General features: G+C 38.7%; 13 protein-coding genes. 1 reads left to right on the forward strand and 12 read right to left on the reverse strand.

Annotated elements, in window-relative coordinates; translation table 11 throughout:
• Nucleotides 1–115 precede the first annotated feature (115 nt).
• On the reverse strand, nucleotides 116–505 hold the full coding sequence (locus ABS362_RS13095; RefSeq protein WP_350412952.1) for a hypothetical protein: 390 nt from the start codon (nucleotides 503–505) through the stop codon (nucleotides 116–118).
• A gap of 325 nt (nucleotides 506–830) precedes the next feature.
• Here ABS362_RS13095 and ABS362_RS13100 point away from each other — a divergent pair, with 325 nt between their 5' ends.
• Nucleotides 831–1,067 (forward strand): hypothetical protein, encoded by a 237-nt coding sequence (locus ABS362_RS13100; RefSeq protein WP_350412953.1) that lies wholly within the window; start codon nucleotides 831–833, stop codon nucleotides 1,065–1,067.
• Nucleotides 1,068–1,173: 106 nt separating this feature from the next.
• Here the strand turns inward: ABS362_RS13100 and ABS362_RS13105 are convergent, their stop codons facing one another.
• The 11 genes from ABS362_RS13105 to ABS362_RS13155 all read right to left on the reverse strand — a co-directional run bounded on the left by ABS362_RS13105 (nucleotide 1,174) and on the right by ABS362_RS13155 (nucleotide 15,699).
• A complete protein-coding gene (locus tag ABS362_RS13105; protein WP_350412954.1) occupies nucleotides 1,174–2,817 on the reverse strand; it encodes an ABC-F family ATP-binding cassette domain-containing protein in 1,644 nt (547 codons plus the stop codon).
• Between the two features lie 172 nt (nucleotides 2,818–2,989).
• Nucleotides 2,990–4,909 (reverse strand): polysaccharide biosynthesis protein, encoded by a 1,920-nt coding sequence (locus ABS362_RS13110; RefSeq protein WP_350412955.1) that lies wholly within the window; start codon nucleotides 4,907–4,909, stop codon nucleotides 2,990–2,992.
• A 180-nt stretch (nucleotides 4,910–5,089) separates the two neighbouring features.
• The gene (locus ABS362_RS13115) at nucleotides 5,090–5,665 is read right to left on the reverse strand and encodes an acetyltransferase (protein ID WP_350412956.1); all 576 of its coding nucleotides are present in this window, start codon (nucleotides 5,663–5,665) and stop codon (nucleotides 5,090–5,092) included.
• A 31-nt stretch (nucleotides 5,666–5,696) separates the two neighbouring features.
• Nucleotides 5,697–6,320 (reverse strand): sugar transferase, encoded by a 624-nt coding sequence (locus ABS362_RS13120; RefSeq protein WP_350412957.1) that lies wholly within the window; start codon nucleotides 6,318–6,320, stop codon nucleotides 5,697–5,699.
• A 47-nt stretch (nucleotides 6,321–6,367) separates the two neighbouring features.
• A complete protein-coding gene (locus tag ABS362_RS13125; protein WP_350412958.1) occupies nucleotides 6,368–7,339 on the reverse strand; it encodes an MraY family glycosyltransferase in 972 nt (323 codons plus the stop codon).
• Nucleotides 7,339–8,271 carry an NAD-dependent epimerase/dehydratase family protein gene (locus ABS362_RS13130; protein ID WP_350412959.1) on the reverse strand — a complete coding sequence of 311 codons (933 nt, stop codon included), beginning with the start codon at nucleotides 8,269–8,271 and terminating at the stop codon, nucleotides 7,339–7,341. The genes ABS362_RS13125 and ABS362_RS13130 overlap by 1 nt, the downstream gene beginning before the upstream one ends.
• Nucleotide 8,272: 1 nt before the next feature.
• The gene (locus ABS362_RS13135) at nucleotides 8,273–9,439 is read right to left on the reverse strand and encodes a glycosyltransferase family 4 protein (RefSeq protein ID WP_350412960.1); all 1,167 of its coding nucleotides are present in this window, start codon (nucleotides 9,437–9,439) and stop codon (nucleotides 8,273–8,275) included.
• A 10-nt stretch (nucleotides 9,440–9,449) separates the two neighbouring features.
• Nucleotides 9,450–11,030, reverse strand: coding sequence for a heparinase II/III domain-containing protein (locus ABS362_RS13140; RefSeq protein ID WP_350412961.1), 1,581 nt, complete (start codon nucleotides 11,028–11,030; stop codon nucleotides 9,450–9,452).
• 2 nt (nucleotides 11,031–11,032) lie between these two features.
• The gene (gene wecB / locus ABS362_RS13145) at nucleotides 11,033–12,127 is read right to left on the reverse strand and encodes a non-hydrolyzing UDP-N-acetylglucosamine 2-epimerase (protein ID WP_350412962.1); all 1,095 of its coding nucleotides are present in this window, start codon (nucleotides 12,125–12,127) and stop codon (nucleotides 11,033–11,035) included.
• Between the two features lie 46 nt (nucleotides 12,128–12,173).
• Complete coding sequence (locus ABS362_RS13150) at nucleotides 12,174–14,354, reverse strand: bi-domain-containing oxidoreductase (protein WP_350412964.1); 2,181 nt, start codon at nucleotides 14,352–14,354, stop codon at nucleotides 12,174–12,176.
• A gap of 7 nt (nucleotides 14,355–14,361) precedes the next feature.
• A complete protein-coding gene (locus ABS362_RS13155; RefSeq protein WP_350412965.1) occupies nucleotides 14,362–15,699 on the reverse strand; it encodes a phenylacetate--CoA ligase family protein in 1,338 nt (445 codons plus the stop codon).
• Nucleotides 15,700–15,705: the final 6 nt, after the last annotated feature.

Here is a 15,705-nt window from a genome sequence, read left to right on the forward strand (position 1 = left end):
CTTTAAGAAAACCAATGGCAGGAAGCTTGATCTATAGTTTGAAACTATAAAAACCAGAATCTATAGTTGTAACAGGATCACAAACTATAGGTATTTGCTGCCAATCATAAACCTTCTATGGAGCGTTAGGTAGCAATGCGATCAGCAGCTGTTCCTGCACAGCTGCAGCCCTGTAGCTATAGCCTGAAAAAGAGAAAAAAGGAACAGGCTGACCTGGAGAAAACAGGAAACTATCTGATATTGCCCCCGGCAACTGTAGTTTTAATTTACCGGCAACAGACGCAGCAGGAGTAGCTTCCTGGTACGCGAAATTGGGTTGCTTTTCAGACCGGCTGATTTCTTCCCGGGCCTGCGTAAGTTCTGCCACAGGCTCACCAACCAGCGCTTTAAACAGAAAATTATAGACTCGAACCTCGTGGCCGGGCATTGTAAAAGCCCATAGCAACATCACCCACATCAACGGGTATTTCAGGTAGCCGTCTATTCTCTTCTTTAGTTTCAGCATAGAGTGCTGCAAAAATATAAACTTTTCACGTGTATCTGCAAGCTTAAGTAGCCAGTTAAAGCATAAAATCCAGATTTCTGAACTATAGTTTTTTGCAGCAGGTATAGTTTCCTTCCTTCGTAATTTCTGTTACCACAGGATGATACAACTATAGTTTGCCTCTCTTTATTCTGTCCTTAATTGGACAATACTAATCAGCCCAACAAATGTAAATCTCCCGTTTTTAAACCTTTTATTGTATTTAATTCGTACTAAAACAAAGTATAGTATCCTGCTTTTAAACTCCGGATATTGTACTGTATATGTAGAACCAAACTCTAAAACGATGAAAAAGATATTAGTTGCAGGTGTGTTTGTATTGGGCTCGCTCAGTATGATGGCCTGTGAAAACAGAAAAGATAACGAAACAAGCCTTGAAGACGACAACACCGTGGTTGTAGACCGCGACTCCGTTGCTACTGAATATGAAGTAACTGAAACTGTTGTAGATTACGATACAACTACGCGTACCAAAACGGTAGATGCGGAAACAGAAGAAGATCGCGACCGTGATAATAACTAATTAGGTTGTATTAACCTGACTTAAACCAAAAGAGCTGCTTTTACGAGGCAGCTCTTTTGGTTTAGGGTTGAGTCTATAGTTTCAGATCAACTATAACAACTATAGTTTACTTCGCTACAGTTCGTTCTATTTCACGCAGGTTCTCCATTTTCTTATTTCTCAGGAAACCGTTAATGTCTTCGAAGTGCTCGCGGATGCGCTTGTTACCAAACTCAAATACTTTATTAGCCAGCCCATCCAGGAAATCACGGTCGTGAGACACAAGAATCAACGTGCCATCAAACGCCTTAAGCGCATCTTTGAGGATATCCTTTGTTTTGATGTCGAGGTGGTTGGTCGGCTCATCCAGTATCAGCAGGTTTACCGGTTGCAGCAACAGCCTGATCATAGCCAGTCGCGTTTTCTCTCCTCCCGATAGTACTTTAACTTTCTTCTCAATGGTATCGCCACTGAACATGAAAGCACCCAGCAGATCCTTCACACGCGTACGCACATCGCCAATGGCAATCTCATCAATCGTCTGGAAAACGGTCAGGTCTTCATCTAGCAACGAGGCCTGGTTCTGCGCAAAATAACCGATCATGCAGTTGTGTCCCAGTTGCAGCTTCCCGTCAAAATCGATCTCACCCATAATGGCTTTCACCAGCGTAGATTTACCTTCCCCGTTCTTACCAACAAAAGCAATTTTCTCACCACGTTCTATAGTTAAAGATGCATCGCTGAAAACGGTATGGTCGCCGTATTTCTTGGTTAAGCCTTCAGCAATCACAGGGTAGTTACCCGAACGTGGTGCCGGAGGAAATTTAAGGTTCAGCGCAGAAGTATCTACTTCATCTACCTCGATGATCTCCATCTTCTCCAGCATCTTCACCCTCGACTGCACCTGCAAAGTTTTAGAGTAAGTACCTTTAAAGCGATCTATAAATCCCTGGATATCGGCAATCTCTTTCTGCTGGTCGTCGTACTGTTTCTGCTGCTGCTCACGGCGCTCTTTTCGCAACTGCAGATATTGGCTATAGTTTACCTTATAGTCGTAAATACGGCCCATCGTAACCTCTATCGTTCGGTTGGTGATATTGTCTACAAAGGTCTTGTCGTGTGAAATCACAATAACCGCCTTCGCATTATTCACCAGGAAATCCTCAAGCCACTGAATCGATTCAATATCCATGTGGTTGGTCGGCTCATCCAGCAATATAAGGTCTGGTTTCTGAAGCAGGATCTTGGCCAGCTCAATGCGCATGCGCCAGCCACCACTAAACTCGCTGGTTGGCCTTGTAAAGTCTGATCTCAGGAAGCCCAAGCCAAGTAATGTTTTCTCAACCTCAGCATCAAAGTTTATTTCTTCAATCGAGTAATACTTCTCCCCCAGTTCCGATACCTGTTCGATCAGTTTATAGTAGTCATCAGAATCATAATCGGTACGTGTCTCGAGCTGCGCATTCAATTCATCCATCTGCGTTTTCATATCAAGCACCTTGGCAAATGCCTTCGATGCTTCTTCAAACACAGTGCAGTTATCTTCGGTAAGTAAATGCTGTGGCAAATAGGCTATTACGGCTTCCTTTGGGGCTGAGATTTTACCGCGCGTAGGTTTACTAGCACCTGCAATTATTTTGAGCAGGGTAGATTTACCCGCACCGTTTTTACCCATCAGGGCAATACGGTCATTTTCATTGATATTAAAAGAAACGTTGCTAAACAACGTAGAGCCATTAAACTCCACTGCAACCGCGTCAACTGAGATCATAGATTAAAAAATTAAAGCTGCAAAGATAAGGGTTAATGCTAAATGTCGGGTTTATCTTTTACAACTTAGAAAGGCGAAGAGAACTAAAAAGATTCCAAACTATAGTTTAACAAGTTGAAAAGAAACGGGCCAGAACAAATGCTATGTCCTGGCCCGTTTTATATAGTTGATGCTAGTTACTTAAATCAAGCTCTTCGTATTTTGAATTCTTACTGAGGAATTCCGGAACCATCGACTTCATCTTCCTTACCGCTTTCAGCTCGTCACTGTTTTTACTCAGATTCAATAACTCACTTACATCACTCACCACATTGCTGTACTCGTATTCCCTTACCTTCGAAATCTTTATTTTATGATGATGTGTAGGGATCGTAGTTTCATCTTCATTTAAAAGTTCTTCAAATAGCTTCTCGCCTGGTCTTAAACCAGAATAAACTATATCAATATCAATTCCAGGAACAAGCCCAGCAAGCTTGATCATCTTCTTGGCTAGGTTTACGATTTTAACCGGTTCCCCCATATCAAAGATAAAGATCTCTCCACCTTTGCCCATTGTTCCAGCCTCCAGTACCAACTGTACCGCTTCCGGTATGGTCATAAAGTAGCGGGTAATATCCGGGTGCGTAACCGTAATCGGGCCGCCCTTCTGTATCTGCGCCCTGAAACGTGGAATAACTGACCCATTGGAGCCTAATACATTACCAAAACGGGTAGTTATAAAACGGGTCTGTTTAGCTTTGCCTTCTCCGTTGGAGCTGTCTCTCCCTACCTGGTTAAGCGACTGGATATATATCTCAGCTATACGCTTGGAAGCCCCCATAATGTTGGTTGGGTTCACAGCCTTGTCTGTAGAGATCATCACAAATTTCTCTACATCAAAGGTCATCGACAGATCTGCCAGATTTTTAGTCCCCATTACGTTCGTAAGTATTGCCTCTGCCGGGTTGTTTTCCATCATAGGCACATGCTTGTAGGCAGCGGCATGGTATACAAAGTGCGGGTTATACTCTTTAAAGATCGCGTACATCCTGTTGAAGTTCTGAATATCAGCAATACAGAGTTTCAATTCCGCACCAGGATAAGCTTCTTCTATCTCCAATTGCAACTCATGGAGCGGTGACTCTGCCTGATCACATATAATGACCATTGCAGGGTTATAACCCAAAACTTGGCGTACTATCTCAGACCCTATTGAGCCCGCACCACCGGTTATCAAAACACGCTTACCGGAAAGGTCACGCGATAACTTTTTGTTCTCTATTACAATAGGCGGACGTTGCAGCAGGTCTTCAATTTTAAGATCCTGAATCTGATTTAATCGAAGATGACCTGACATCCACTCAGCCGTAGGTGGCACTGTCAGGACCTTAATTCCTAATTCAACACACTTCTCGATTACTTTCTTTTTATCATCCGTTTTAAGATCCTCACTTAAAACAAATAACTTATCGATATGAATTGTTTTGTGCAGTCTTTTGATATCCTTACCACGATATACTCTAACCTGTTGGATTGTTTTATCTACCTTATTCGGATTATCATCTATAAAGCCGGCAATAATATATTTACCCATTCCGCTCGTTTCCAGAGCCTGCTTTACCAGCAAAGAATACCCATTTGAGCCATAGATCATCACCGTTTCTCTTTCACCGGATGTACTACGCTTAATGTAGTAGAACACTCCCTTTGCTCCTATGCGAAGCATGATCAACAGCGAAGAAGAAATGAAGAAGTTAACTAACAGAACAACAAAAATATTTACATTCTGCAAGTGAAACATTGGTCCTACAACTATAGCAACCGCAGCCCCATAAACTAAGCTCGATGTAAGTACTGCTGTGAATATGCGGAAAATATCCTGGGTTCCTGAATAACGAATAAGACCTGTATGTATGCGCATCAGGTACGAAGTACATAGGTACACAAGGCAGTAAAGACCTACGTAAATTGTAAAGTGGCCTCTTAAAAGATCGGTAAACTCAAACTGGCGGATTAATAGAAAAGAAAAGACAAAAGCCCAACTGGCAATCACCTGATCGATCAGCAGAATGATCCATTTAGGTAATGATTTATTAAGTAAGTATAGTTTCATAACTGGGTGAATGTTCTATAGTAGCATGTAAACAGAACGGCAATTTACGAAAATTTGTATTATCAGTTTATAATACTTTCACAAACACTAGACACCCAGCACTTTATATATAAATTATATTATAGAATTAAATACCAGGTCTGTACTTTAAATTTAACGTACTATTTATGATCTATTTATTTAAGATTGCTTCATAGTAATTACAGAGTAATCAGGAATATTGCTAGTAACTACGGCACCAGCATTTATTTTACACCACTTGCCTATAGCTACTCCTGGTGTAACAACTGTACCCGCACCTAAATGTGTGCCCTCCCCTATTGTTACATGACCGCAGAGAACAGCCCCAGGCGAAATGTGTACATAGTCTTCAATTACGCAGTCATGATCAATGCTGGCATTTGTATTTACAATTACATGGCAGCCAATATTAGCATTTGCTTGTATAATGGCACCTTGTACAATAACAGTTCCTTTATTTATTATAGTTGACGGAGAAACAACAGCACTCTTGTGGATTGCAATACCAAATTCTATATTTAGCTGCTGCGCTATTTTAGCACGTACAGAATTATTTCCTATACTTATAATGAGTGGGGCATCAAGTAATTGCCCCTTATAGTTGCCTAAGACTCTACAACTATTAACTTCAGTCAAGAGTGAATTATCATCAAATATGCCACCAATGGAAATGCCTGAATTACTTAGTATATCTATAATCACTTTTGCATGGCCGCCAGCACCGTATAAATACATATTATATATTTGATTAAATTTAAATAGAAACTTAAGAATCCTTTTGAAAATTTGAGCCTTTAAATTTTACTACTTGCGTTTGCTCTTTCTTTAGATTTCTATTTTTTATCAATGTTTCGGTAGTTTTGAAAAGGATCTTAATATCTAAGCCAAACGAAATATTTTCTACATACCAGACATCAAAGTCAAACTTTTGTTCCCAGCTAATATTATCCCGGCCATTTACCTGAGCCCAACCGGTAATACCTGGCTTAACTAAATGTCTTCTTTTCTGATAGTTGTTATAAAATGGTAAGTATTCAATTAACAGCGGACGTGGCCCTACTAAGCTCATTTCACCTTTTAATACATTAATTAATTGAGGTAATTCATCCAGAGAGGTTGATCTAAGAAATAAACCAAATGTAGTAATCCTTTTCTGATCTGTTAGTAGACTTCCGAATTCATTTTTTGTATCAAGCATAGTTCTGAACTTGATCAAAGTAAAAAGTTTCTCATTTCTACCAGGGCGCCTTTGTAAGAAAAGTGGAGAACCTTTATAAAGGAACATCTGAATCAAAGTGATCAGGAATAAAACCGGCAATAATATAACGAGAGCGATCGATGCAAAAATAACATCTACCAAAGGCTTAATATATTGTCGGTAATTGCTCATTTATTGATATAAGAGCTTAAGCTAAAAGCTGTTGCTACTAGCTATACTTATTTTGCAACCATACTAGGCTTAATTGCTTTTGCCATTAGTCTTGGCTTTACAACGATATAAATTATTGAAAGAGGAACTATAACAAACAGCGCGTAAGCAAATAAGCCAAACTCAGTTGATAAGATAAATATATTAATCAGCAATTGAACAAAACCATAAATAGATGAAACTATTAAATGGTTTACTTTACGCTCATTAGCTAGTATTTGATAGAAATGAAGCCTATGCGCCTCGAAGATATTCTGCTTTAAGATTAATCTATGTATTATGGTAAGTACTGCATCCACACCATACACTGCCAGGAATAGGATATACTTCAAGTTTTCAGTTTCTAAAATGGCAAGCAATAACAGCGCAATTATCCAGAAGCCAATGCTCACACTCCCCACATCACCGGCAAAACACTTAGCTTTCTTACGAAAATTAAAAAAAAGAAATACTACACATGCTATAATCGGTGTAAGAATAAAAGCCTGATCTGCTATACGCGTAATAGTTTCACTTAAAAAATATAGAGAGCTTAAAATAACCAAGCTATATAAACCAGTAATACCATTAATACCATCCATAAAATTATAGGCATTTATGGTGCCTATGATAACTATGTAGGCGATTGGTAACAGCCAAAAAGGCCAGGTTTGAAATGCCCCAATTGAAAACAATAAAAGAGACACAGACATCAAGTGCACCAGTAATCGCACTTTGTTTGGAAGATTGGAAACATCATCACAAAAACTGATAATACTGATAAGTAAGATAGCCGCTACTATACCCCAGTAAACTTCTTGGAAGAAAATTGAATACAGGATTATAACGAAAGGAAAAACTATACCTCCACCCCGAGTGGTTATAGCAGTATGTGAGCTTCTAGTATTAGGCTTATCAATTATGTTAAAATGATCTGCAACTTTAAAATAAATAAGTATACAAACTATAAGCGCAAGTGTAATAAGTAAATACTTAATCATTATTCGAAACTAGTTATAGTTGTTAATAGTCCATTCCTGGAAGAAACAGGAAGTGAATCAACACCTATTGCCGCTTTTATCTTATTATTATCAACAACATAGCTTTCAGTTAATTTCTTCAGCCGCTCTGAATTTAAAGGTAGGCGCAACTTATCTCCTATAGATGCAGCGAACTTTATAAGTGCTGGCGACAAAGAGCAAAGCTTGGGCGCTGTATTATTGGCTTGACCCATTATCATTATCACTTCTCTGGTAGACAATGGCTCATCATCAGCCACATTATAAATACCACCTGGAATTCCAGGATTTTTTAACAACTGCTCAATAATAAAAGTCAGATTATCTATTGACAGAAAAGATCTTTTATTTTCAAATGCAGCTAAAGGGTATGGTATGCCCCTCTTCACAACCTGGTACAAAAGATTAAGATTCCCCTTATTCCCGGGACCGTGAATCATACAAGGCCTTAAGATAAAAAGTCTCTTCCCTTCTGGTAAACTCTTGCTCATAAGATATTCTTCAGCTTTGAGCTTAGATTGGCCATATGGTGTTTTTGGCTCAGGTTTTACAGTTTCAGTTAGGATCACTTCAACTGTGTCGGCTACTGCTTTTACACTACTAAAATAGATAAAGTCTTTTGTCTTACTTTCTAAGAACAAATCAAATAATTTAATAGTCAGATCTGTATTTACATGAAAATATTCTTCAGGATTAGTGGTATTCTTTAGGTCATGGGCCTTTCCTGCAAGGTGAATTATAGCGTCAATATCTTTTAAATGGTGCAGCGATAATTCTCTCCAGGTAACTGCTGATCTGAAAGTATTTGTAGTACTATTCCTGTTTCTGGATAGCACATGCACTTGATTATTTCCAAGTGATTCAATCAAGTTCTTTCCTACGAACCCATTATATCCTGAAACTAAAACTTCCATTCTACAAGTATGATATAATTGATTCTGATAACTTTTTATTGATTGTCTCTCTTTTGAAAGCTTCAATAAATTCATCCCGTTGCTCTGTCTTATACTGGTAGGAATTTAATTGGCTAACAAAACTCTCAACATCACAAGGGTCAAATAAGATATTATTTGATACAAATTTATCAATAAATTGGTTGGCATAACCTGCTACACCTGCTATTACAGGTTTATCATAAGCTGCTAGTTCAAATATTTTAGAAGGCAATACCTTTTTAAAGGCATCATAATCATTCAGATGTAAGAAAAGGAAATCAGCCTCGCTATACTCTTTTAGCAATTCAGCACGTGACATGGGATTTCGAAGTTCAACATTTTGAGCTTTTTCAGCAGCTATAGCATCAACGAGTTTTTGTTTGGCACCACCATCCCCAATTACAATGAACTTATAGCTATTGCCTAGTTTAGCAGCAGCCTGTGGAATGATCTTATGTAAACCTTGCCCTTCACCTATATTACCCGCATATACTATCGTTTTGGTTTCTTTAAGAGTATTGACAGAGGGCGCGAGTTTTAAAAACTCCGGATCAATACCATTAGGGTAAGAAGAGTAGTTAGGTGTATTATATTTAGAAAAGTAGCCTTTAAAGCCTTCTGAGATGAGGTTGATATGTTTTGCGCTAGAAAACACTTTCTTTTCAATGTTCCGCAGTACAGGGAGAGATAGTCCTCGTACAGCATTGTTCTGCAACACGTCTTCTAGGGTATCAGTAAAAATATCCCGTATGTCTAAATACAATGGGATATCCTGCTTTTTGGCAATCGTATAACCTAAGTAAGCTGTAAACAACCTGGACGAAGAAGCAAACACCAGATCGTATTTTTTACCTTTTACAAGTTTCTTAGATTCTGAGAAAAAAGCCTTAAAGGACTTGATCTGGTCTACAAACCCACTTTTATGAGCAGGTATTTTAACTCTGTGTACTTTTAAATTACCTAATTCTTCATACTCAGGAGCTGCCGCCTGAAAGGAGCTATACCTGTTGGGCAAAGTGGTTATCAGGTCTATCGTAGCTTTACCATTTAACTGGTGAGCCAACTCTTTTGCCAAAGGGGTATTTCTGAAAGAACCCGCACACAGGTCCGGTTCAAAATAAAAGGATAAATAAAGAATATTTTTCAAAAGAACTTTCTTAAAAACTAATAATTGTTTCTAAAGTATTCAAAAACTTAACGCAAATCACTTGTCCTTCTCTCCTTTTATTAAAGCCTTCAGAGAATTCGTACTTATCAATTGAAAGGTCAGTAGCGCCGGAAAACTTCATCTCAGTACCATTTGCATAATAGGTAGTATCATCTTCCTTAACAAAATTAACCTCAGGATGAAGGTGAAAATATGCAAACAATGAATCAGCGGCACCAAGTTTCCCTCTAAATGAATCTTTAATCGTAAGCTTATTTTTTTCAAAGATAAAACTTCTTTTACAGATAACTCCAAACTTCATATAACCATCGTGTTCCGCTTCGAGTCTTGAATCCTCATCTGTTAAAACATTGACTACTGCACGATCTCCTACCCTGAACCCACCCCAAACTTCTGATTGATTATGGTTATTCAGTGTTACAGTGTTATGAGCAGCAGTTGATCTTTCAAAAGCTCTTTGCTTATCTGGCTGATAAGTTGAGGTGCCCCGCTCTACCAACAAAGGCGTATCATGTACATATAAAATAAAAGCCAGAGCATCAGAATGTGCATGGCCGGGCTGGTAAGTCGGTCCTACAGCTGCTACATCAACAACACATTCGTATTTGTCTGTACTAAATTTTCTATAACCGGATTCATCAAGCGATAAATGCTGCTCTGGTTTTATGTTCAAATGCCCCGCATAGGCAGAAAGCTCACTTGAAGTATAGGTTATACCATTTGCGCTATCATTAAAATGGGGAATATCACCATTCCGGAATGTCATTTGATCAAGCCAGCTCAACATATTGGATGCTGTAGCTCTATAAAAGTTCAATTGGTTTCTATTTCCCCCTGTCCAGTTACTATACCAGTCAATTAGTTCTAATACTCTGTAGAGAATAATTTGATGGTACATGGGGCTTAACTCAAAATGAGCCCCATCAGAAAGGATTTGCTCTTTTAACTCCTTCTTTAAAATTTCATGACCACGCTCTATCCAGTTTTCTTTCTGAAAGAATGCTCCGCCCATCAACAAAGCAAAACCATTTTCTAAAACGTGATTCCCTAGTAAGTGATACTCAACCCTACCAGATAAGAAATTCACTTCAGCAGCAAGTGCATCAAGTATATCTGTAACATTCAGTTTATGTCTGGAAATTAAGCGAATTGTATTCATAATTCGCAAAGAAACTGGATAGGGCTCTAAGCCTTTATTACTACTATATAAAGCGTTATGGAGATCGCTCAGCCATGTGAGCTTTGTAGCTAAAGGTATACCTTCCTGTAAAAGGTAATTAGCGTAATGTAAGTTATAGTTCCATAACTTACCATTACCCATATAATCCCAATCAATTTTTTCCTTAAAGGACACTTTCTGATTTAAGAAGAGAAACTCACCGTTCTCAGTTGCATAAGTAGCATCAGGAAGGAAATCTGAAAAGCTTAAAAATTGAGGTTGCTTAATTGGCAACGAAGACTTATAAGCGGCTAAGGGTTTAATCTTGAAAACCCTGTAGGCCACCTGATAGATAATTTGCTTTACTTTTAAATGCTTAACCGTATTAAAAAGCAGGGACACTTTTCCCATCCCTAAACTTCAAAAATTTCACATAAATTATCCACTATTCTTCCTGCAGTCTGTCCATCCCATAATGGCGGAATACCTCCTTTTTTCCATTCATTAGATAACAACTTTTCAAGTGCTTTTGATAGCGCTGCAGGATCAGTACCTAACAATTCATTCGTACCAATATCACAAGTTTCTGGTCTCTCAGTTGATGTACGTAAAGTCATGCAAGGTACACCCATAACGGTGGTTTCTTCTGTTATCCCACCTGAGTCTGTTATTACTCCTTTTGCATGCTTCACAAGATAATTAAATTCCAGGTAGCCTAATGGGTCAACAGTCTTTACGTTTTTCAGCTGAATTCCAAATTTCTCCAGGTTATTCTTTGTCCTAGGGTGTACAGGAAAAATGACAGGTAAATCATGGCTCCCTCCTTCCAGTACATTTAATAAATCACTAAGCTGTGCTCCATCATCCACGTTAGACGGACGATGCAATGTCATGATCAGATACTGTTTTTCTGCCAGATTATACTCATCCCAAAAAGAAGGCTTGCTAAAGTTTGGCATCTGCTTCAGCAAAGTATCAATCATGGTATTCCCAACAAAGAAGATACGATCATCTGAAATACCAGAATCACTCAGGTTCTTATTAGCAACCTCTGATGTTGTAAAGAAATAATTTGTTATACTGTCGGTTACCAAACGGTTAATTTCTTCCGGCATTGTCCAGTCGCCTGACCTAATTCCAGCTTCAACATGAGCAACTGGAATATGTAGCTTCTGGGCTGTAATCGCACAAGCCATGGTAGAGGTAACATCACCAACAACAAGTACCAGGTCAGGTCTGTTCTCCTGCAACTCATTCTCAAAGCGTACCATTATAGCAGCAGTTTGCTCTGCCTGTGTTCCACCGCCAGCTTCCAAGTTTGCATCAGGTTCCGGGATACCAAGTTGTTCAAAAAAGTCTCCAGACATTTTTTTATCATAATGCTGCCCGGTGTGTATTAGTCTGTAGGAAATGTCACGGCCACCGTCTTTAGCTCTCTTAATAGCATCCACAATCGGTGCTATTTTCATAAAGTTTGGACGGGCACCCGCAATAATTGATATAAGCATACGTAAATAATTCAGGTTCAGAATAAAATAATAGCAAGCAAAGGGGTTATGCTAAAACAGCCCCATGAGAAGATTTCTTTAGATACTCTGACATGTTAACATCAACCCAGTTTCCTGTTTTTAAACTATTGATTGCAGCAAAGCTTGCTAAGGTAATATTTACCAATTCATACATTGGAATCAGAGGTTCGCCTCCAAGCTTTAAAGATTCGATCAGCTTTTTAAACTGGGCAGCATGTCCTTTATCCTGACCAGTTTTTAATTTAGAAAATCCTTTAAAACCGAAGCCTTCCGTTTTTCTGAAGTTGTCCATGATTAGCGTTCGGCCTTGAGAATACAGTTCTACTCTTTCTTTTGAATAACTCTTATGCCCATTTGCAAAATAATTCACTACTCCATTTGAGCCATTTTCGAACTTAACAAGTATGCTCACATTATCTGTATTCTCTTCTGGATTTGTACCAAGGGCATTCATACAGATAGATTTAATCGGGCTGCCAGTCAGATATACCATCAGATCTAGGTAATGGCATGCTTCTCCAATAATACGGCCTCCACCTATCTGCAAATCATGCACCCATACATTGTCGGGAATAAAACCGGCATTCATGGTTGCAACAATGTTGATAGGGGCTGGTGATGTGCCTATCAGTTCTTTCATCTTTTGGATGTGTGGAGAGAACCTCCTGTTAAATCCTACAGATAGGGTAAGACCATAAGGGAATGCATATGCTTGATAAGCATCAACTACTTCAGCCAACTGAACTATGTTGAGAGCCAAGGGCTTCTCTACAAAAACATGCTTTTTTGCCTCAAGGCTTTCCTGCACCATTCCAGCATGCAGGTCATGACGTGTTGTAATCATTACAAGGTCCACATCCTGGTCTTGTAGTATCTCTTTGTAGTTAGTAGTGCTATGGGTAAACCCGTATTTCTTAGCTAAGGCTGTGCCTGTAACGCCACCAGCACTGGCCATGTATTTGTAACCTGCACCAGTGCCTTTTAGAGCCGGTAACATGGTCATTTTAGTGAAATTACCTGCGCCAATTATACCAATAACTCCTTTTGAGCCTTTAAAGCTTCCTTCAGTTAATGTTACTGTCGCGCTTTTATCTACAGCCCCACCTTCAGGATAAACAAGTATGGATGCAATAGACTTACTGGCACCTATATTACCGTAGATCTTGTTATAATCTTCCAAAGACACTCTTTCTGTAATAAGAGACTTTACATCCAGGATACCTGAGGAGATAGCCTGCAGCACCGTTTCGAAATTTCGTTTCTCGGTCCAGCGTACAAATGGCAATGGGTAGTCCTGCCCTCTTTGCTCGTAAAACTCATCGTATCTGCCAGGGCCGTATGAGCAGGAAACCTGGAACGTCAATTCTTTTTCATAGAACTCGGCGCGGCTAAGGTTAAGACCAATCACACCAACCAACACAATTCTACCGCGCTTACGACTCATTTGAGCAGCCTGCGAAATAATGTCATTTGTTTTGGCCGAAGCTGTTATGATCACGCCATCAGCACCAATACCATTGGTCTCTTCTTCTACAAATTTTACAACGTCAGTCGTAAAAGGGTTAATAGGAATAATGCCTTTGCTTTTCGCTATTGTTAGCTTCTGCTCATCCAAATCGACCCCTATCACTTTACACCCATTGGCCTTTAATAGCTCTGCAGTAATTAAACCAATTAGGCCTAGGCCGATGACTACGACAGTCTCACCTAATGTAGGGTTAAGCAAGCGGATTCCCTGTAAACCGATAGATCCAATTACTGTAAATGCAGCTTCCTCATCCGAAATATTATCAGGTATAGCAGCCACGAGGTTTTTAGGTACGCTTACTATTTCTGCGTGTGGGCCATTAGAAGCAACTCTATCGCCTACTTTGAACTCGCTTACACCTTCACCAACAGCTAATACCTTACCTACATTACAGTAGCCTAGTGGTAGTGGCTGCTCCAGTTTGCTAAATACAGCCTCAACCGTAGGCATTAATCCGTCAGACTTCACCTTATCAATCACTTGCTTTACCTTGTCCGGCTGCTGACGGGCTTTATCCAGTAAATTAGCTTTACCAAATTCCACCAGCATTCTCTCGGTACCAAGTGATACTAAAGTGCGTGTTGTTTGTATTAAAACCTGACCTCTTTTAACCTGAGGGGCAGGAATATTTTCAAGTATCGTTTCGCCAGTTTTAAATGACTGGATGAGTTGTTTCATTAAACTTTTATTTAACAAGTAAATTTATTTTTCCTGAACTGGTTCTATAAGGCTCTATCCTTTTCACAAATTTGACCTCAAAGTTTAAGTTTCTTGTATCAAATAATCTCTCTGCTTCCTCCTCTCTAAGAGTTTCAGAAACGAAATTTATTTCGATTTTACCTTTTTCAATTTGCTTAACCTGAATAAACTTTGAAAAGTTAAACAAGTCATGATGTCTTCCAAAAATAAGGCCTGTCAAGTTTATCTTTTTCCCACTTTTGTCGATTACAAATTCACCTTCTCTTCCCTTGGTTATTTTAAAACTGTTTAATATCTCACCTTCATAGGTTAAATCAGAAATAATATCTTCTGTATTATATCTGATCAAAGGTGAAGCGTAGTTGTAATAATTTGTAGAGACAAGATTGTGATCTTCATCACTCTCAACTGCTTCTGTAAAACCATATGTTTGAAAAGGCGCATAAACAAATGGAGCATTCTTTTCATAGGCTAAAACACATCTCTCTGTATGTCCATACCAAGAAATTGATTTTACTCCAAATGTATCTTCAATAACTTTCCTATAATGAGGTTGAGGGTACTCTGACCCTAGGAAGGCTCCTACTAGCATGTTAGACAGCTTTTCCTTTAATTCAGTATCATAATCCCTACAATATACAGCAAAGTCGTATATTGAGCTAGGATAGCCATGGAGGTATTTGATCTCATATTTAGTAAGAACTTTTTTTAATTTCTTGGAAACATCACTGTAACTAGCATAAATATCTACAGCAAAATGGTTTCTGATAACATCGTATTCTACTAATTCTTTCAAATCACTTCTGCCACCAAAAACTAACTTTAAGTCTGATGGCTTATAATTAAGTTTCCCCCATATATGATGCATATGCGCCCATTCATGACCCATGGATTCAGGCTCGATATAGAGGCTAAATGGGGTGCCGGAAGAACCTCCTGTATTTACAATATACCTGCTTTTCCGTAAGGCACTTCGTTGCTCAACATTATAGTTTCTAAGAATCCCTTTATTAACAATTGGAATTTTTTGCAAATCCCCAAAACATCTTAAAGAAGCAGGAATAAAATTATGCGTATCATAATACTCTTTATAAAAAGGAATATTATGATACGCATAATTCGTAATTTCATACATTCTGGTAAATATAAACTCCTTAAGTTTGAGCACATCTTTAGAAGTGTCAAATGTCTCTATTTCAGCCTTCCTTTTCTCGTATATTTTTCCTAATCCAGGTCTATAAGAGTAAGGGACTTTATTAATTAAAGTCCCAATATGTGGAGGGATGTTTTTAAGATTATTCTTAAAGAAAACAGCTAAGCTCATAATCTA

It is taken from the genome of Pontibacter populi (assembly GCF_040278685.1).
Lineage (GTDB): Bacteria > Bacteroidota > Bacteroidia > Cytophagales > Hymenobacteraceae > Pontibacter > Pontibacter populi.